The sequence below is a fragment of the Pseudomonas asgharzadehiana genome (assembly GCF_019139815.1).
In the GTDB taxonomy this organism is placed as follows: Bacteria; Pseudomonadota; Gammaproteobacteria; order Pseudomonadales; family Pseudomonadaceae; genus Aquipseudomonas; species Aquipseudomonas asgharzadehiana.
Genome location: NZ_CP077079.1, coordinates 5865881 through 5883794, shown reverse-complemented (window position 1 = coordinate 5883794; position 17914 = coordinate 5865881). Strand labels below are relative to the sequence as shown.

Sequence of the window (17914 nt, the reverse complement as noted above, 5' to 3'; positions counted from 1 at the left end):
GTAGGAGCGATCAGCCTGGGTCGCGATAGCCCGGGTGGAAGTCTTTTGGCACGGCGACGCTGACCTTGCTGTTGGTCGCGATATCGATGCCTTCACTGGCAACTTGCGCCAAGAAGTCGATCTGCTCCGGCGTAATCACATACGGCGGCAGGAAATACACCACGCTGCCCAACGGGCGCAACAGGGCGCCGCGCTCCAAGGCATGCTCGAACACCTTGAGGCCACGGCGTTCCTGCCATGGGTAGGCGGCCTTGGTGGCCTTGTCCTGGACCATCTCGATGGCCAGCACCATGCCGGTCTGGCGCACTTCAGACACATGCGGATGATCGACCAGATGCGCGGTGGCCGTGGCCATGCGCTGGGCCAGGGCCTTGTTGTTTTCGATGACGTTGTCTTCTTCGAAAATATCCAGGGTCGCCAAAGCCGCCGCGCACGCCAGCGGGTTGCCGGTGTAGCTGTGGGAATGCAGGAAGGCGCGCAGGGTTGGGTAGTCGTCGTAGAACGCGTCGTAGACATCATCGGTGGTAACCACCGCCGCCAGTGGCAAGTAGCCGCCCGTCAGGGCCTTGGACAGGCACAGGAAGTCCGGACGAATACCGGCCTGTTCACAGGCGAACATGCTGCCGGTGCGGCCGAAGCCTACGGCGATTTCGTCGTGGATCAGGTGCACGCCGTAGCGGTCGCAGGCTTCGCGCAGCAGCTTGAGGTACACCGGGTGGTACATGCGCATGCCACCGGCGCCCTGGATCAGCGGTTCGACGATCACGGCGGCGACGCTGTCGTGGTTGTCCGCCAGGGTCTGTTCCATGGCCTGGAACAGGGTGCGCGAATGTTCTTCCCAGCTCACGCCTTCGGGGCGCAGGTAGCAATCGGGGCTCGGCACTTTAATGGTGTCGAGCAGCAGCGCCTTGTAGGTCTCGGTAAACAGCGGCACGTCACCCACCGACATCGCGGCGATGGTTTCGCCGTGGTAGCTGTTGGTTAACGTGACGAAGCGCTTTTTGTTCGGCAGGCCGCGGTTGAGCCAGTAGTGGAAGCTCATCTTCAGCGCGACTTCGATGCACGACGAGCCGTTATCGGCATAGAAGCAGCGGGTCAGGCCCTCGGGGGTCATCGCGACCAGGCGTTCGGACAACTCGATCACCGGTTGGTGGCTGAAGCCGGCGAGGATCACGTGTTCCAGTTGGTCGACCTGGTCCTTGATGCGCTGGTTGATGCGCGGGTTGGCATGCCCGAAGACGTTGACCCACCAGGAACTGACGGCATCGAGGTAGCGCTTGCCTTCGAAGTCTTCCAGCCAGACGCCTTCGCCGCGCTTGATCGGGATCAGCGGCAGTTGCTGGTGGTCTTTCATCTGGGTGCAGGGATGCCACAGCACCGCGAGGTCGCGTTGCATCCACTGGTTGTTCAAGCCCATCGGTGATCTCCTCGAAGCGGTCCTGCGGGCGGCGCAGGTGAAACAATCGCGCAAGCCTATGCAATGGACGGCTGTGTCACAACCCATTACGCATGAATTGGCGGTAAACACAGGACGGACTGTCACGTTTCTTCTGGATAGTCCTTAATCATTGGTTAATTTACTGTTCATACCCTCAAGATCACATTTCTCGATATTTCAAAGCGAAATTTTCCGCTTTAATTCGATAGGTAAACCGCTAGTCTTGGCGCAGCTCTTTCGGGATTAAGTTCATGCAGTTACGCAATTCACCGGCCCGCTATGGCTGGGTCAGTATGGTTTTGCACTGGGGCGTGGCCCTGGTGGTGGTTGGCCTGTTTGCCCTGGGCCTGTGGATGGTTGGCCTGGACTACTACAGCGCCTGGCGCAAAGACGCGCCGGACCTGCACAAGAGCATCGGCATTACGCTGTTTGCGATCATGCTGGTGCGCATTGTCTGGCGGCTGGTCAGCCCACCGCCGCCGCCATTGGCCAGCTACAGTCGCTTGACCCGGATCGGCGCGGCATTCGGCCATGGGTTCCTGTACCTCGGGCTGTTTGCAGTGATGATTGCCGGTTACCTGATTTCCACCGCAGACGGTGTCGGTATCCCGGTGTTTGGCTTGTTTGAAATTCCCGCCGTGGTTTCCGGTCTACCGGACCAGGCAGACACCGCCGGCGTGGTGCATTTGTATCTCGCCTGGGTGTTGGTGGTCTTCGCCGGCTTGCACGGCGTGGCTGCGTTGAAACACCACTTTATCGATCGCGATGCGACCCTTACGCGAATGCTGGGGCGCAAAGCCTGATGTTCAACCTCGACTCACAAGGAATAGAAAGCATGTTGAAAAAGACCCTCGCTGCTCTGGCAATCGGTACCGCGCTGCTGTCGGCAGGCCAGGTAATGGCCGCTGACTACAAGATCGACAAAGAAGGCCAGCACGCCTTCATCGACTGGAAAATCAGCCACCTGGGCTACAGCTACATCCACGGTACCTTCAAGGATTGGGATGGCACCTTCAGCTGGGATGCCGCCAAGCCTGAAGCCAGCAAAATCGCTGTCGATGTGAAGACTGCCAGCCTGTGGTCCAACCACGCAGAACGTGACAAGCACATCGCCAGCAAGGATTTCCTGGACGTCGCCAAGTTCGCTGACGCCAAGTTCGTATCCACCGCGGTTAAATCCACCGGTGAGAAAACTGCTGACGTGACCGGCGACCTGACCTTCCACGGCGTCACCAAGCCAGTGGTCTTCAAGGCCACCTTCAACGGTGAAGGCAAGGATCCATGGGGCGGCGAACGTGCCGGCTTCAATGCCAAGGCGACCGTTAACTTGAACGACTTCGGCATCAAAGGCCCAGGCCCGTCTTCGCAGACCGTTGACCTGGACATCTCGCTGGAAGGCGTGAAGCAGAAGTAATCAGCTTCTCTGCGTTACTGTCAAAGCGCCGACCTCAGGGTCGGCGTTTTGCTGTGTGCAGGATGCCAGGCTGTCTTGATAGAGGGCGATCTGGTCCTTGAGCCAGTGATGCAGATCGCTCAGCGCTGCCGAAGGTTTGCGGCCGGTAGGCCACACCAGGTAGTAGCGTGAGGCGTGCGCCGGCTCGACCTCTGTCAGCTTGACCAACTCCCCGCGTTGAAGCAGCCCATGGGCAATCGAGCGTCGGGTCAGTGCGACGCCGTGCCCAAGCCTGACGGCTTCGAGCATTAACGTGGAGTCGGTGAACTCCAGCGAAGCGTGAGGGCGTACCCCTTCCACGCCAGCGGCGCCAAGCCAGATGGGCCAACTTTCACTGGCGTGCAACAGCGGCAGCTCGAGGACGGCTTGCGCCGTGTCCGGCAGGACGCCGTGGTTGAAGTCGCGCGCGGCGACCACCAGCAACGAATCCCCCATCAAAGCCTCGCAATGCACATCCGGCCACTGGCCGTGGCCGAAGCGGATCGCGCCATCGAGTGGGCCTTGCCCGAAATGGCTGAACTCCATGCTTGAATCCAGTCTCAGGTGCAACTCGGGGTGAGCGGCCCTGAAGTCATGTAAACGCGGGAGTAACCAATGCATGGCATAGGAGGGCAATACTGAAACGGTTAACTGCGGGTGTTTGGTTTTCGCCAATAACTTTTCGGTTACCCCGGCGATCTCGCCCAGTGCCTGTCTGATCTGGTAGGCATACACGCGGCCCTCATCAGTCAACGTCAGCGAGCGTTTGCTGCGAATGACCAGCGCCAGGCCCAAATACTCTTCAAGCGAGCGGATTTGATGGCTGACGGCACTGTGGGTGACGTGCAGTTCGAGCGCGGCCAGGTTCACCTTGCCCAGCCTGGCCAAGGCCTCGAAGGCACGTAACGCCGCGAGGGGAGGGAGTTTCAATAGGTGAATTCCTTTCACGTAAAAGCCTAATAATAGCCGCTATACCTGAAACGAGTGGGCTACCGATAATGGCGCGAAGTTATTTATTCAACTAACACCGTTCTCGGAGTTGTGCTCATGATTGAGGAAATTCAAGCGTTTCTGAAAGACTACTTTAATGTCTTACAAACCCAGGACTTGAAAAAGTTCGATCACGTATTCCATCGTGGCTGCGTGTTATACAGCGCGCAGAATTCAGTGGTGGTGGTTCGACCGTTCGAGGAATACCGGAGCATGGTTGAGGGGCGTGAATCGCCGCGGGCCGGCGGTTTTCCGCAACTTGATGAAGTGTTGATGATTGACGTGATGTCGCCGGAAATGGCCATGGTCAAAGTACGTTTGCGCTTGTTCAATAACCTGATGGTGGACTACTTGAACTTGATGAAAGTGGAGGGGCGCTGGATGATCTTTGCCAAACTCTTTCACAAGGCCGGTGAAGTAACGGCTTAATAAGCCAAGCGCCGCATACAAAAACGCCCCAAACAGTCGGGGCGTTTTTTGTATGGAAAAACTCAGCGGTTGCGGGTCAGCAGCGCTGGTTTTTCACCACGAGGACGGCCTGGCAACTGATCCAGTTGCTCGGGTGTCGGGAATCGGTCGGCTTTCGACTCCTTGTGGATGATTTTGGGGGCTGGGCCGCCGCGCGGGTTCTGCACCGCTGGCTCGGACGAACGAGGCTGGTCGTCACGGGCCGGACGGCGGTTGTTGCTGCGCGAATCTTCGCGACGAGCCTGGCCGTCACGCGGTGCGCCGTTACGCGGGCCGCTGCGTTTGGCAGGTGGCGTACCGGTGGTGCCGCCGCTGCTGTTGCGTGGGCCGTTCTGACGAGCGCCCTGAGGCTGGCCGCTGCGTGGTGCCGCGGCGCCTGCGCCCTGTGCCGGTGCGCCTGGACGACGACCACGGCCCTGTGCCGGTTTGGCCTGGGGCACGTAGTCAACGCGGTTACCGAAGTTATCCACGTCGTCGTCGAGGAACTCGTCCGGCGCGCGGTCGGCGGCTGCGCGTGGCGGCTGGCTCGGCTGGCGCTGTTCGCGTGCCGGGGTGCCTTCGCGTGGTTTCTGCTCACGGGCTGGGCGTTCGCCACGGCCGTTGGTTGGCGCTTTGTCTTTGCCGCCCTTGTCTTTGCCCTTGTCGCGACGACCACCGCCACCACCGCCGCCGTTCGGGCCATCGCCCTTCGGACCGCGTGGGTTGCGTGGGTTACGCACATCGGGACGCTCGCGTACTTCAGGCTTCTCGGCCTCTACCGCGCTGGCATCGAAGCCCATCAGGTCGCCGTCGGCGATTTTCTGCTTGGTCATGCGCTCGATGCTTTTGAGCAGTTTTTCTTCGTCCGGGGCTACCAGGGAGATGGCTTCACCCGAACGACCGGCACGGCCGGTACGGCCGATACGGTGCACATAGTCTTCATCGACGTTCGGCAGCTCGAAGTTGACCACGTGCGGCAGCTGGTCGATATCCAGGCCGCGGGCGGCGATGTCGGTGGCCACCAGGATACGCACGGAACCGGCCTTGAAGTCGGCGAGGGCTTTGGTGCGTGCGTTCTGGCTCTTGTTGCCGTGGATGGCGACGGCGGTGAGGCCGTGTTTGTCCAGGTATTCGGCCAGGCGGTTGGCGCCGTGCTTGGTGCGGGTGAACACCAATACCTGCTCCCACGCGCCATGGGTAATCAGGTGGGCCAGCAACGAGCGCTTGTGGCTGGCGGCCAGGCGGAAGACGCGTTGTTCGATACGCTCGACCGTGGTGTTCGGCGGCGTGACTTCGATGCGTTCCGGGTTGTGCAGCAGCTTGCCGGCCAGGGCGGTGATGTCCTGGGAGAACGTTGCCGAGAACAGCAGGTTCTGACGTTTGGCCGGCAGGCGGGCGAGGACCTTTTTCACGTCATGGACAAAGCCCATGTCGAGCATGCGGTCGGCTTCGTCCAGCACGAGGATTTCCACGTGGGACAAATCGACGCTGCCTTGGCCGCACAGGTCGAGCAAACGACCGGGGCACGCTACCAGCACGTCAACACCACGGGACATGGCCTGAACCTGCGGGTTCATGCCGACGCCGCCGAATATGCAGGCGCTGACGAACTTCAAGTCGCGGGCGTACAGCTTGAAGCTGTCATGCACCTGGGCGGCCAGTTCGCGGGTTGGGGTCAGGACCAGTACGCGCGGTTGGCGCGGGCCGTGACGCTGGGATTTGTCCGGGTGACCGTTGGGGAACAACCGCTCCAGGATCGGGAGGGCGAAACCGCCGGTTTTACCAGTACCTGTCTGAGCCGCAACCATGAGGTCGCGACCTTGCAACACGGCGGGAATGGCCCGCTGTTGCACCGGAGTAGGCTCGGTATAGCCCGCTGCCTCGATGGCGCGGACTAAAGCCTCGGAGAGACCGAGGGAAGCAAAGGACATGAGTAATCCTGTTTTAGTTAGGGCTTGGCCCAAAGGGATAATCTTGCCGGGCGTGAATGGCGCTTAGGGGAGCGCAACCCCGTCCGGTCCTGCTGCGCCTGGCGGGCACTCCACCGGCTCGCGCGGGCTGAAAGCTGCGCTGTAGCGGGGTTGGGTGCCTTTTTCAAGACCTCAGCGGCCGGGCGTGAGCCTGGCGGAAAGGCCGGAGTATAACAGAGCAATCACTGTGCGCTGCTTTCCTGCTGCTCAACGGTGTGTCCTGAGGCCGTAATATCGGGGATTGCGCCATATTTTTCACTCAAGATGGCGTAGGCCGGTTCCTGTTTAAAGCGTTTGAGTTCGGCGGCGAAGCGTTGCGCCAGCAGGTCCATGCCCGCGCCACGGCGCACGGCGAGGTATTGCTGCTGGCGGCTGATAACGATCGGCGCCTGGCTGACCATACCCTCCAGGCCCATGGCCTTGATCACATGCTGGCCGACCCGCCGGTCGGTAATGACCAGGTCAATGCGCCCCAGCAGCAATTTGCCGAAGTTCGCCTCGTGACTGGGTGCCGGCTCACGCTTGAACAATGTGGAATCGCTGAAAGGCGCGCCATACAGGTAGCCCGGCGAGGTGCCCACCGACAGGCCTTGCAGGTCGTCGAGGCGGCGGGCCAGGTGAGGGCGCGCGTTGGCATAGAACAGCACAAACTCGACCTCTGACAGCGGTTCGCTGGGGTACAGCAACAAAGCGTCGCGGTCGTGGCTGTGGAAAATATCCAGCGCGCCGTCGGCCTGGCCTTGCTCAAGCATGGCCAGGCAACGCTTCCAGGGAAGGAATTGCCATTGCACCTCTACGCCAAGGCGCTGGAACACGATCACCGTGGCTTCATAGTCCAGCCCATGCATGACGCCCTGCTCGTCATACACATACGGCGCCCAGGGCTCGGTGACAATGCGCAATTTCTCGCCATAAGCGGCCAGGCTCAGGCAAGTGAAAAGGGCAGCGGTCAATAACTTCAGGATGACGGGCATGCCTGAGGTTACGACGCCGCTGCGCTAAAGAGAAGCTCTGGCGCACGCCTGTGCGGGCGAGGGCGCGCAAATAAAAAGGCCCTCGTATTGACGAGGGCCCGGGTACCGCAGGGCAAGCCTCAGCGGGGCAGCTTGAGGTTGTTCCAGATAGCAAGGCTCGGCTCAGCCTGGTTCAGGGTATAAAAGTGCAACCCTGGCGCGCCGCCTTGCAGCAGGCGCTCGCACATTTCGCTGATGACCTGTTCGCCGAATGCCTGGATGCTCTTGACGTCGTCGCCGTAGGCTTCCAGTTGCTTGCGTACCCAGCGTGGGATTTCGGCGCCGCAGGCATCGGAAAAACGTGCCAGCTTGCTGTAGTTGGTGATTGGCATGATGCCCGGCACGATCGGGATATTCACACCCAGTGCCCGCACACGCTCGACGAAATAGAAGTAACTGTCGGCGTTGAAGAAGTACTGCGTGATCGCACTGTCGGCGCCGGCGTTGGCCTTGCGCACGAAATTCTTCAGGTCTTCTTCGAAGTTACGCGCCTGGGGATGCATCTCCGGATAGGCTGCTACTTCGATATGAAAGTGGTCGCCGCTTTCTTCGCGGATGAAGCTCACCAGGTCATTGGCGTAGCGCAACTCGCCGCTGGCCATGCCCATGCCGGACGGCAGGTCGCCACGCAGGGCGACGATGCGCTTGATGCCGGCTGCCTTGTATTGAGTCAGCAGGCCGCGCAGGTCGGCCTTGCTGTCGCCCACGCAGGATAAATGCGGAGCGGCGGGAACTTTGACTTCGCTTTCCAACTGCAACACGGTGTTGATCGTGCGGTCACGGGTCGAACCGCCGGCGCCGTAGGTGCAGGAAAAGAAGTCGGGTTGGTAGCTGGCCAACTGCTTGGCAGTCGCCATCAGTTTTTCATGCCCAGCATCGGTCTTGGTCGGGAAGAACTCGAAGCTGTAGCGACGGTCTTGGGACATGGTCGTATCCTTGGAAACTCAAAAAACCGGAAAGTGTTCACCGTCAATGTGGGAGCGGGCTTGCTCGCGAAGGGTCGTGTCAGTCGACATAAATTAACAACTGACACTCCGCCTTCGCGAGCAAGCCCGCTCCCACACAAGCTCGCTCCGACAGGGAGAGAGCGGGCTACTTAGTAACGGTAAGCATGCGGCTTGAACGGGCCTTCAACCGTCACGCCGATGTAGTCGGCCTGGGTCTTGGTCAGTTGAGTCACCACGCCGCCGAAGCCGCGGACCATCTCCAGGGCCACTTCTTCGTCGAGTTTCTTCGGCAGGACTTCCACGGTCAGGCGCTCGGCTTTCTGGGCCGGCGACAGGTCGGCGTATTTCTGGCCGAACAGGAAGATCTGGGCCAGTACCTGGTTGGCGAACGAGCCATCCATGATGCGGCTTGGGTGGCCGGTGGCGTTGCCCAGGTTAACCAGACGGCCTTCAGCCAGCAGGATCAGGTAGTCGTCGTTCTGTGGGTCGAAAGCGCCGGCACCGGTACGGTGAACCTTGTGTACCTGTGGCTTCACTTCTTCCCATGCCCAGTTCTTGCGCATGAAAGCGGTGTCGATTTCGTTGTCAAAGTGACCGATGTTGCAGACAACGGCGCGCTTTTTCAGGGCCTTGAGCATGTTCGCGTCGCAAACATTCACGTTGCCGGTGGTGGTCACGATCAGATCGATCTTGCCCAGCAGAGCCTTGTCGATGCTCGCTTCGGTGCCGTCGTTGATACCGTCGATGAACGGCGAAACCACTTCGAAACCGTCCATGCAGGCCTGCATGGCGCAGATCGGGTCGACTTCGGAGACTTTAACGATCATGCCTTCCTGACGCAGGGACTGGGACGAACCCTTGCCCACGTCACCGTAGCCGATCACCAGGGCTTGCTTGCCCGACAGCAGGTGGTCGGTGCCGCGCTTGATGGCGTCGTTCAGGCTGTGACGGCAGCCGTACTTGTTGTCGTTCTTGCTCTTGGTCACCGAGTCGTTGACGTTGATGGCCGGGATTTTCAGCTCGCCCTTGGCCAGCATGTCCAGCAGGCGGTGCACGCCGGTGGTGGTTTCTTCGGTCACGCCGTGGACGCGGTCGAGGATGGCTGGGTACTTCTTGTGCAGCAGCTCGGTCAGGTCGCCGCCGTCGTCGAGGATCATGTTGGCATCCCAAGGCGCGCCATCCTTGAGGATGGTTTGCTCCAGGCACCACTCGTACTCTTCTTCGGTCTCGCCTTTCCAGGCGAATACCGGGATACCGGCGGCAGCGATAGCGGCAGCGGCCTGGTCTTGAGTGGAGAAGATATTGCACGACGACCAACGCACTTCGGCACCCAGGGCAACCAGGGTTTCGATCAGCACGGCAGTCTGGATGGTCATGTGGATGCAGCCGAGAATCTTCGCGCCCTTGAGCGGTTGCTCTGCGGCGTACTTGCGACGCAGGCCCATCAGGGCAGGCATTTCGGATTCGGCGATAAAGGTTTCGCGACGGCCCCAGGCAGCGAGGGACATGTCGGCGACTTTGTAGTCGGTGAAATCTGCAGGCGTGATTACAGCGCTCATAGAGAGCCTCCATTCGTAGTGTGCGAATGGGCGCCGTTGTGCGTTTAGTATCCAGCTGGACGACCAGGCCGGACAACGCCCCATCCGAGCCTGACAGGCCAAGCCTGCTGCAGCGCCCCTCGGACAGGTGGCGGGAGAACGGTATCAATTGAAGATGACCGTTTTGAAGCGGTGGCGATTATAGCTGTGTGCGCCGGACTTCCCAAGCCTTTCTGTCGGCGGCATGAAGATCGCTCATGGGCTTGATAGGCAATGGCTCATAGAGCTTGGGCCTGGGCTCTGCCATGATGTTGCCCATCATTTCGCAAGACGCTTTGGAGTGACCATGAACTTCCACACCCGCAAATGGGTAAAACCTGAAGACCTCAACCCCAACGGCACCCTGTTCGGTGGCAGCCTGCTGCGCTGGATCGACGAAGAAGCGGCGATCTACGCCATTGTCCAGTTGGGCAACCAACGTGTGGTGACCAAGTACATCTCCGAAATCAACTTCGTCAGCGCCTCGCGCCAGGGCGACATCATCGAGTTGGGCATCACCGCCACCGAATTTGGTCGCACCTCCATCACGCTTACCTGTGAAGTGCGCAACAAGATCACCCGCAAAAGCATCCTGACGGTTGAGAAAATGGTCTTCGTCAACCTCGGCGAAGACGGTTTGCCGGCACCTCATGGGCGTACCGAAATCAAGTACGTCAAAGACCAGTTTCAGGAATAACCCCATCGCGCGTTGATTGTTTGCCGAATCATTGCGCATGGAAATTACCTGGCCACTGAACAGCCATCGCTGGGGCGTGTCGTAGCTACAGGCACCCCTTGGATTCTGGACCTCATGGCCACACACGAAGACGGCAACACCCCCAACCTGTCGCAGGAAGAGCAGCAGGACGTGGACAAGAGCCAGCCGCCTCGGGCAGCGGTGCTGCATGAAATCATCCGTACCCAGGGCGACCAGGAGCTTGAGCGCAATGTCGCCGCCCTATGGTGGTCGGCATTGGCGGCGGGTCTTACCATGGGCCTGTCGTTGATGGCCATGGGGCTGCTCAACTCACGCCTGCCGGACGCGGAAGGCTTCAAGGTCATCGCCAGCTTTGGCTATTGCGCGGGCTTTTTGGCGGTGATCCTGGCGCGTCAGCAACTGTTTACCGAAAACACCCTCACCGCCGTGCTGCCCGTGATGAGCAAACCCACGCTGGCCAACTTCGGGCGCCTGTTGCGGCTATGGACGGTGGTCTTGGTGGGCAACCTGTGCGGCACACTGTTGGTCGCTTACGTGATGCTGCACCTGCCGATCTTCGATACCAAGACCGACCTGGCCTTCCTCGAGATCGGGCGCAAGGTCATGGAAAACCATCCTGGCCAGATGTTCGCCAAAGGCATCGTCTCCGGTTGGATGATCGCGACCATGGTGTGGATGATCCCGTCGATGGAAAGCGCCAAGATGTGGATCATCATTCTGATCACTTACCTGATGGCCTTGGGCGACTTCACCCATATCGTGGTGGGTTCAGCGGAAGTGTCCTACCTGGTGTTTGCCGGCGAACTGCCGTGGAAGGATTTCTGGCTGGTGTTTGCCGGCCCGACACTGGCGGGCAATATCATCGGCGGCAGCTTTATCTTTGCCCTGATCAGCCACGCGCAGATCCGCAGCGAAGGCAGCCTGCCGGGCAAGAAGGCTGCAGACCCGAGGCATCCGCAGCAGATTGACAAGAACCAGTGAATGTCAGGCGTGGCCCGGGGCGGTCCGGTTGTGCGCTTGACCCTCATGCGCGCGATCGAACCTTTCGGCGCGCCACGGCTCCTAGCGGGTAGGTGCGATGTCTGATGTTTAGTGCTAGAACTCTAATTGCTGCATAAAACTACATAAGGAATGAGTGATGACGGTTGCTTTCTGGTGTGTGTTAATCGCCATTTTTCTGCCTTACCTGTGTACAGGTGTGGCCAAGTTCAGTGACGGCAAATTCGGCGCGCGTGATAACCACGACCCTCGGGCTTTTCTGGACAACCTCGAAGGGGTTGCCAAACGTGCCCACAGCGCACAGCTCAACAGCTTTGAAGTGACGCCGGCGTTCGCGGCGGCGGTGATTATCGCCCACCTGGCCGGCACCGCCGAACTGGTGACCATCAACGTGTTGGCCGTGCTGTTTATCACCAGCCGCCTGCTGTACATCATTTGCTACCTGGCCGACTGGGCGATATTGCGTTCGCTGGTGTGGACGGTGGGCATGGCCTTGATTGCGAGTTTCTTCTTTGTCTCGATCTAAGGTCTGATGCAGGCCCAGTGTGGGAGCCCGCTCACCACACTGGGCCTGCTTCACATTTTGACTTTCAGTGTCTGTCAGCTCCCGGCGGGTGCATCCGGCACCTGCGGCAACGCCGCGCCTTTAGGCCACAGCATCCAGATTTGCCCCTGCTGCTTCATGTTCCCCGCCAGTTCACCCGCGGCTTCGCCGGTGCCCCAGAACAAATCCGCGCGTACTTCGCCGGTGATTGCACCGCCGGTATCTTGCGCGGCGACAGGGCGTGCCAGTGGCGTGCCGTCGGGCTTGGTAGTCGACAGCCACAACAGGCTGCCCAGCGGAATCACCTTGCGGTCCACCGCCACGCTGTAGCCGGCGGTGAGTGGCACGTTCAGCGAACCGCGCGGGCCTTCGTTGCTGTCAGGGCGAGCGCTGAAGAATACGTAGCTGGGGTTGCTGGCCAGCAACTGCGTAATTCGCTCCGGATGCGCCGTGGCCCAGGCGCTGATCGCGCCCATGGTCACGTCTTCTTTCTTCAGCTCGCCTTGTTCCACCAGCCAGCGGCCGATAGGACGATACGGGTAGCCGTTCTGGTCGCCATACCCGACGCGCAGTTGACGCCCACCCTTGAGCTGAATGCGGCCGGAACCCTGGATCTGCAGGAACTGCAGGTCCATCGGGTTGGTCAGCCAGGCGATCGGTTTGGCGGTGGAGCCTTGGCCGTTGATGGCGCCGGCGTCGTCATAAGGTTTGAGTACACGGCCCTCCAGGCGGCCACGCAGGCGTTTACCCTTGAGTTCGGGGTAGATGCTTTCCAGGTTGACGATGATCAGGTCGTCCGGCACGCCGTACACCGGCACATTTGCTGTGGCGGTCTTGGTCAGGCTGCCGGGATAGACCGGTTCGTAGTAGCCGGTGATCAAGCCGTTCGGGGTATCGTCGGCCGAGCGCAGGCCGAACACATCCAGGCGCTCCTTGAGAAAACCCCGCACGGCTGGCGCATTGCCCGGCACCGTGGCCGCCGCCGCGCAGGTCGCGCCCCATACAGGGTCGGCCTTGAGGCGCTGGCAGGCACTGCGCCAGGATTCAAAACCCGCTAGCAGGTCGCTGTCGGACACCGCCGGCAGGGCCTCCCATACCGCGCTCACATAGGTGGCGACGGCGTGGGGTTTGGCGGGTTCAACAGAGGGGGGTTGTTTACCGCTATCCTTGCCCGCGTCGCAGCCGGCCAGCAGTGCGATCATCGGCAGAGCCCACGCCAGGCGGCGGCTCCAGGGGTTCAACGAGAGGTTCATGCAAGCGATTCCTGAAGTGGTTGCCCGCGCCGTAGCGCCGAGGGGCGACCCTTATTATTAATAGGGCTATTGGTGTTTACGGACGGGGCGGGGATACTGGCCACCGTTTCCCGTGACCCTGAGCCACCATGACTTGTAAAAAAATGACGGTTGTACTGCTGGCCTGCCTGGCATTGTCTGCCTGTGGCGGCGTTGATCCGAATTCGCCGCTGGGCCAGCGCAAGGCGATCTTCAAGCAAATGCTCAAGACCGCTGAAGACCTGGGCGGCATGCTGCGCGGGCGCATCCCGTTCGATGGCGCGAAATTCGCCGAAGGCGCGGTCAAGCTTGACGCGCTGTCCCATGAACCGTGGCAGCACTTCCCGAGCGTACGAGAAGAAGATCACACCAGCGCCAAGGACGACGTGTGGCAAAAACAGGCGCAGTTCCAGCAACTGGCCCGCGACCTGGAAGCGGCCACCGGTGAATTGGTGATCGCCAGCCAAGTTCAGCCCTACAAGGCCAGTAACCTTTCGCCTGCCATACAGAAAGTCGAAGATGCGTGCAGCGCTTGCCATAAACAATTTCGAGACCATTGACCGGGTTTACTGGTCGAGTTCTTCCACGGCGTCCTGCAGTGCTTTGCGGGACTCGGCGAGTTTGTCTTTGCGTTTGTTGATCTTGTCGGCATCGCCCTTTTTCATCGCCTTGTCGAGGTCGGCCTGGCGGCGGCTGACTTCATGCTTGGCGTCGAGCACCTTGTTTTCCCGCTCCTTTTTCAAGGAGGCGTCGGTGCAGTGGGCGGTGACTTCGCTCAGGGCTGTTTCCAGGCCTGCCTGTTGTTCGCTGTTGCCGTGAGCCTTGGCTTGTTCGATCTGGGTGGTGATGGCTTGGCGCTTGGCGGCACAGCCAGTGAGTGGGGAAGCTTCCTCGGCTGCCAGCAGAGGGGTGGCCATAAAGCTTGCGACGGTCAGTAGGGCAAAAGGGGCTAGACATTTCATGTGGGGCTCCGGGGTCGTAAATGGCAGGGTGAATTCTGCCGTGGTTTGAAGGTGGCTGGGTGCGGTCAAAACCCGTCTATTCCGGCCACGTGTAATGTTTCGGCCAGCGCCTGTACCTGCGGGTCGCGAAAAAAAGCACTCAGTTGCGCTGCGCGACCTGGGCCTATGCCATCGATAGCCAGCCAGGCCTGGGTGTCTCTGGCGGCCAGCGCCTGCCAGTCGCCCTTGAGGTTGTTGCGTGCCGCAGGCGGTACGCCCATAGCTTTGAGCCATTGTGCAAAGGGCCGTTGTCGCGCGCTAGCGAGGCTGTCGAGCAGCCGCGCGCGGCTTTGATCGCCGAAGCCGTCAATGTTAGCAAGCTCTGCCGCATCCAGGGTCAACCAATCGAGAAAGCCTGCGATTAGACCCGCCTGGATCAAAGCGTTCCACGTTTCGCGGCCCAAGTAGGGCAAGGCCAGGCCCTGGTTGCCACTCAGCCAGGTGAGGCGCGCCAGCAACTGGTCTTCGCAGCCGGGGTCCAGTTGCCAGCAACTCAAGGCATGGAAGTCGCGAGGGTCGGGTACTGCAAGGTCGAGCCGGGTGGCATTGCGCAAAATTACCTGGTCCAGGCGAGGGATCACCTGCCCCGCGAGGCTGATGGACACCTGGTCGCCGGGGCGTATATCCAGCGCCTGCCAGCGTTTCAAAGAGCCGGCGCTGACCCGGCTGATCTGCCGGTCATCCAGCCGTACCGGCTCCAATTCCAGAATGGGTGTAATGCGCCCGGTTCGACCGATCTTGAACCGCACCTTGCGCACCAGGGCCAAGGCTTTGGAGGCCGGGTACTTCCAGGCTACAGCCCAGTAAGGCGCACTGGCCCGCCAGCGCTCGGCGGGCGCGCGCGATGCCTGGTGCAACACAACCCCGTCGCTGGCGAAAGGCAGTGGGTGGTTGTACCAATAAGTACGCCAGTGCGCGGCTTCGGTGATGTTCTGCACGGGGTGGCTGTAACGCTGACTGTCGGTGAAACCCCAGCGTGCCAGCGTGGCCAGACGCTCGCTGAACGCCGTAGGGCCTTCGGGCCAGGCCCAGACAAACAGGCCGATGCCGGCGGCGTCGGTATCGCTCAAATGTTTACGGTTCAGCAGCCCGGATACTTTGCTGCGAGCATTGCGCCCGCCCTGGGCCGATTGCACATGGTCGTTGAGGCGCCAATAGAGTTCGCCTTGCAGCACCAGGTCGATGGGTTCCGGCAGTTGCTGGACAATGCCCGGGATCTTGCGCGCGGAGGCGGACCAGTCCTGGCCGAGCACCCCATCGCCGCGACTGACCACCTGCTTCAAGCGGCCCTGGCGATACACCAGCGTCACCGCTACGCCGTCGACCTTGGGTTGAATCCATACGTCCTGGCGGGTGCCCAGCCAGGCGCCCGCCGCCTGTTCATTTGGCAGTTTTTCCAGGCCGGTATGCGCAATTGGGTGAGGCACGGTACCCCGTGAGCTGGCCAGCGGGTTGCCCGGTGCCGCGCTGGTCGGGGCGAAGCACTCGCGCCAATGGGCCAGGCGCTGGCGAGCCTGGTCGTAGAGTTCATCATGGACAGGCGATTGGCCGAGACGGTGATAACTGTCATCCCACAGGCGGATCTGTTCGGCCAGGGTGCTGACCTGTGTCCGGGCTTCGTCCGGGCAGGCTTCGGCCCAGACCCGGTAGGGTAACGCGATGAGTAAAAGGGCGATCAATAAGCGCATCGTGAGCATCCTTGCTCGGAAGGGGCGCCCAGCCTAAATGAACTCCTCAGGCATAAAAAAGCCCCGGCAGTGCGGGGCTTTTTGCGAGGTGTTTCTGCTTACTTGAACAGACCGCCCAGGGCTTTCACGGCATCCGGCTTATCAGCCTTGGCTTCCTGGGTTTGCTGCTTGGCGTCGGCCTTGGCCTGGGCTTCGGCGAGTTTGTCACAACCTTTGTTGATCTGGTCTTGCGCTGCTTTGAAGGCCTTCACTTTCAAGGTGTCTTTGCTGGCTTCGGCCGCATCGATCTTGGTTTGCAGGTCTGCGGATTGTTTCTGGCAGTCGCCGGAATTGCCGCCACCCAACTGGGAAGTCAGGGCGCCGCTCAGTGCGCTCAGGTCAGCGGCGTGGGCCGGCAGGGCGAACAGGCTGAGCAAAAGGGCGGCGGGGGCGAGCGTGGAGATGCGCATGAAAAACCTCAATGTTCGATTGCCTGCACGCTGATGAGTCCCGGGCGGGCGCAGCGCAATATCCAAATTAGGTTAAGGGGCCCGAGAGGGCGCGGATTCTAGTGGGCCATTATTTAGCCTGCAAGGTTTGGATCCAAAAAATGTGAACATCACCGCGAAACACCGGGCAATAAAAAGCCCCGCCGGGCGAACCCGGCGGGGCTTTGGGGTGCGGCGAGCGATTACAGGCCGGCTGCCGTGCGCAGGTCGTCGGCGCGGTCGGTTTTTTCCCAGGTGAAGGTGGTGAAGGTGTCGTCACCGACGGTTTTCTGCGCAGGGGTACGGCCGAAGTGGCCGTAGGCTGCGGTTTCCTGGTACATCGGGTGCAGCAGGTCGAGCATGGTGGTGATCGCATAAGGGCGCAGGTCGAAAACCTCGCGCACCAGTTTGACGATCTTGTCATCGCTGATCTTGCCGGTGCCGAAGGTATTCAGCGAGATCGATGTAGGCTGCGCTACGCCGATCGCGTAGGAAACCTGAATCTCGCAACGTTCGGCGAGGCCGGCCGCCACAATGTTCTTGGCCACGTAACGACCGGCATACGCTGCGGAACGGTCAACCTTGGACGGGTCTTTACCCGAGAACGCACCACCGCCGTGACGGGCCATGCCGCCGTAGCTGTCGACGATGATTTTGCGACCGGTCAGGCCGCAGTCACCCACTGGGCCACCGATGATGAACTGGCCGGTCGGGTTGATGTGGAACTGGGTGTCCTTGCTCAGCAGTTCGGCAGGCAGCACGTGCTTGACGATCAGCTCCATCACGCCTTCACGCAGGTCGGTGTAGGAAACGTCCGGGTTGTGTTGGGTCGAAAGAACCACAGCGTCGATACCGACGACTTTTCCGCCTTCATAACGGCAGGTTACCTGGGACTTGGCGTCCGGGCGCAGCCATGGCAGCAGGCCGGATTTACGCGCTTCGGCCTGACGCTGCACAAGCTGGTGCGAGAAGGTGATCGGCGCCGGCATCAGCACTTCGGTTTCGTTGCTGGCGTAGCCGAACATCAGGCCCTGGTCGCCGGCACCCTGGTCTTCCGGCTTGGCGCGGTCGACACCCTGGTTGATGTCCGGGGACTGCTTGCCGATGATGTTCATCACGCCGCAGGTCGCACCGTCGAAGCCGACGTCGGAGCTGTTGTAGCCGATGTCGGTGATCACGTCACGGACGATCTGCTCCAGATCAACCCAGGCCGTAGTGGTCACTTCACCCGCGATGATTGCTACACCGGTTTTCACCAGAGTCTCGCACGCCACGCGGGCGAACTTGTCTTGCGCAATGATGGCGTCCAGCACCGCATCAGAAATCTGGTCGGCGATTTTGTCCGGATGCCCTTCAGACACGGACTCGGAGGTGAAAAGGGAGTATTCGCTCATCTCGATGTTTTCCTGATA

18 protein-coding genes and 1 riboswitch are annotated in these 17914 nt (G+C 60.7%); of the genes, 7 read left to right on the top strand and 11 right to left on the bottom strand.

Annotated features, from left to right (window positions below):
• Positions 1 to 10 precede the first annotated feature (10 nt).
• Positions 11 to 1417 carry an adenosylmethionine--8-amino-7-oxononanoate transaminase gene (locus tag KSS96_RS26765; RefSeq protein ID WP_065879332.1) on the bottom strand — a complete coding sequence of 469 codons (1407 nt, stop codon included), beginning with the start codon at positions 1415 to 1417 and terminating at the stop codon, positions 11 to 13.
• A 272-nt stretch (positions 1418 to 1689) separates the two neighbouring features.
• Between KSS96_RS26765 and KSS96_RS26760 the strand changes: the two genes are divergently transcribed.
• Entirely contained in the window at positions 1690 to 2241 is a 552-nt protein-coding gene (locus tag KSS96_RS26760) for a cytochrome b (RefSeq protein ID WP_017531002.1), read from the top strand.
• A 32-nt stretch (positions 2242 to 2273) separates the two neighbouring features.
• Positions 2274 to 2852, top strand: a complete 579-nt coding sequence (locus KSS96_RS26755; RefSeq protein WP_017531003.1) for a YceI family protein — start codon at positions 2274 to 2276, stop codon at positions 2850 to 2852.
• Here the strand turns inward: KSS96_RS26755 and KSS96_RS26750 are convergent, their stop codons facing one another.
• Positions 2853 to 3800 carry a LysR substrate-binding domain-containing protein gene (locus KSS96_RS26750; RefSeq protein WP_065879333.1) on the bottom strand — a complete coding sequence of 316 codons (948 nt, stop codon included), beginning with the start codon at positions 3798 to 3800 and terminating at the stop codon, positions 2853 to 2855.
• A gap of 117 nt (positions 3801 to 3917) precedes the next feature.
• On the opposite strand from KSS96_RS26750, the gene KSS96_RS26745 reads away from it, so the two are divergent.
• Positions 3918 to 4289: a nuclear transport factor 2 family protein gene (locus KSS96_RS26745; protein ID WP_017531005.1), complete on the top strand. Its 372-nt coding sequence runs from the start codon at positions 3918 to 3920 to the stop codon at positions 4287 to 4289.
• Between the two features lie 62 nt (positions 4290 to 4351).
• Here the strand turns inward: KSS96_RS26745 and rhlE2 are convergent, their stop codons facing one another.
• The 4 genes from rhlE2 to ahcY form a co-directional block, all read right to left on the bottom strand.
• The gene (rhlE2, locus tag KSS96_RS26740; protein ID WP_017531006.1) at positions 4352 to 6238 is read right to left on the bottom strand and encodes an RNA helicase RhlE2; all 1887 of its coding nucleotides are present in this window, start codon (positions 6236 to 6238) and stop codon (positions 4352 to 4354) included.
• A gap of 221 nt (positions 6239 to 6459) precedes the next feature.
• The gene (locus KSS96_RS26735) at positions 6460 to 7251 is read right to left on the bottom strand and encodes a substrate-binding periplasmic protein (RefSeq protein ID WP_017531007.1); all 792 of its coding nucleotides are present in this window, start codon (positions 7249 to 7251) and stop codon (positions 6460 to 6462) included.
• Positions 7252 to 7370: 119 nt separating this feature from the next.
• Positions 7371 to 8216, bottom strand: coding sequence for a methylenetetrahydrofolate reductase [NAD(P)H] (gene metF, locus KSS96_RS26730; RefSeq protein ID WP_017531008.1), 846 nt, complete (start codon positions 8214 to 8216; stop codon positions 7371 to 7373).
• Between the two features lie 170 nt (positions 8217 to 8386).
• The gene (ahcY, locus tag KSS96_RS26725) at positions 8387 to 9796 is read right to left on the bottom strand and encodes an adenosylhomocysteinase (RefSeq protein WP_017531009.1); all 1410 of its coding nucleotides are present in this window, start codon (positions 9794 to 9796) and stop codon (positions 8387 to 8389) included.
• 21 nt (positions 9797 to 9817) lie between these two features.
• A riboswitch (S-adenosyl-L-homocysteine riboswitch) is annotated at positions 9818 to 9923 on the bottom strand.
• Positions 9924 to 10121: 198 nt separating this feature from the next.
• Here ahcY and KSS96_RS26720 point away from each other — a divergent pair.
• The 3 genes from KSS96_RS26720 to KSS96_RS26710 all read left to right on the top strand — a co-directional run bounded on the left by KSS96_RS26720 (position 10122) and on the right by KSS96_RS26710 (position 12057).
• A complete protein-coding gene (locus KSS96_RS26720; RefSeq protein WP_017531011.1) occupies positions 10122 to 10511 on the top strand; it encodes an acyl-CoA thioesterase in 390 nt (129 codons plus the stop codon).
• 114 nt (positions 10512 to 10625) lie between these two features.
• Complete coding sequence (locus KSS96_RS26715; protein ID WP_065879334.1) at positions 10626 to 11513, top strand: formate/nitrite transporter family protein; 888 nt, start codon at positions 10626 to 10628, stop codon at positions 11511 to 11513.
• 157 nt (positions 11514 to 11670) lie between these two features.
• Positions 11671 to 12057, top strand: a complete 387-nt coding sequence (locus KSS96_RS26710; RefSeq protein WP_116078186.1) for an MAPEG family protein — start codon at positions 11671 to 11673, stop codon at positions 12055 to 12057.
• Positions 12058 to 12131: 74 nt separating this feature from the next.
• On the opposite strand, the gene mltA is transcribed toward KSS96_RS26710, so the two are convergent.
• Entirely contained in the window at positions 12132 to 13328 is a 1197-nt protein-coding gene (gene mltA / locus KSS96_RS26705; protein ID WP_217855504.1) for a murein transglycosylase A, read from the bottom strand.
• 128 nt (positions 13329 to 13456) lie between these two features.
• On the opposite strand from mltA, the gene KSS96_RS26700 reads away from it, so the two are divergent.
• Positions 13457 to 13906: a c-type cytochrome gene (locus KSS96_RS26700; RefSeq protein WP_017531015.1), complete on the top strand. Its 450-nt coding sequence runs from the start codon at positions 13457 to 13459 to the stop codon at positions 13904 to 13906.
• 6 nt (positions 13907 to 13912) lie between these two features.
• Here KSS96_RS26700 and KSS96_RS26695 read toward each other — a convergent pair whose 3' ends face one another.
• From KSS96_RS26695 to metK, 4 genes are all read right to left on the bottom strand, one after another.
• Positions 13913 to 14308 carry a DUF1090 domain-containing protein gene (locus tag KSS96_RS26695; RefSeq protein ID WP_017531016.1) on the bottom strand — a complete coding sequence of 132 codons (396 nt, stop codon included), beginning with the start codon at positions 14306 to 14308 and terminating at the stop codon, positions 13913 to 13915.
• A gap of 65 nt (positions 14309 to 14373) precedes the next feature.
• Positions 14374 to 16035 carry an NAD-dependent DNA ligase LigB gene (ligB, locus tag KSS96_RS26690; RefSeq protein WP_068938109.1) on the bottom strand — a complete coding sequence of 554 codons (1662 nt, stop codon included), beginning with the start codon at positions 16033 to 16035 and terminating at the stop codon, positions 14374 to 14376.
• Positions 16036 to 16133: 98 nt separating this feature from the next.
• Positions 16134 to 16484 (bottom strand): hypothetical protein, encoded by a 351-nt coding sequence (locus KSS96_RS26685; protein ID WP_017531018.1) that lies wholly within the window; start codon positions 16482 to 16484, stop codon positions 16134 to 16136.
• 221 nt (positions 16485 to 16705) lie between these two features.
• The gene (metK, locus tag KSS96_RS26680; protein ID WP_017531019.1) at positions 16706 to 17896 is read right to left on the bottom strand and encodes a methionine adenosyltransferase; all 1191 of its coding nucleotides are present in this window, start codon (positions 17894 to 17896) and stop codon (positions 16706 to 16708) included.
• Positions 17897 to 17914 lie beyond the last annotated feature (18 nt).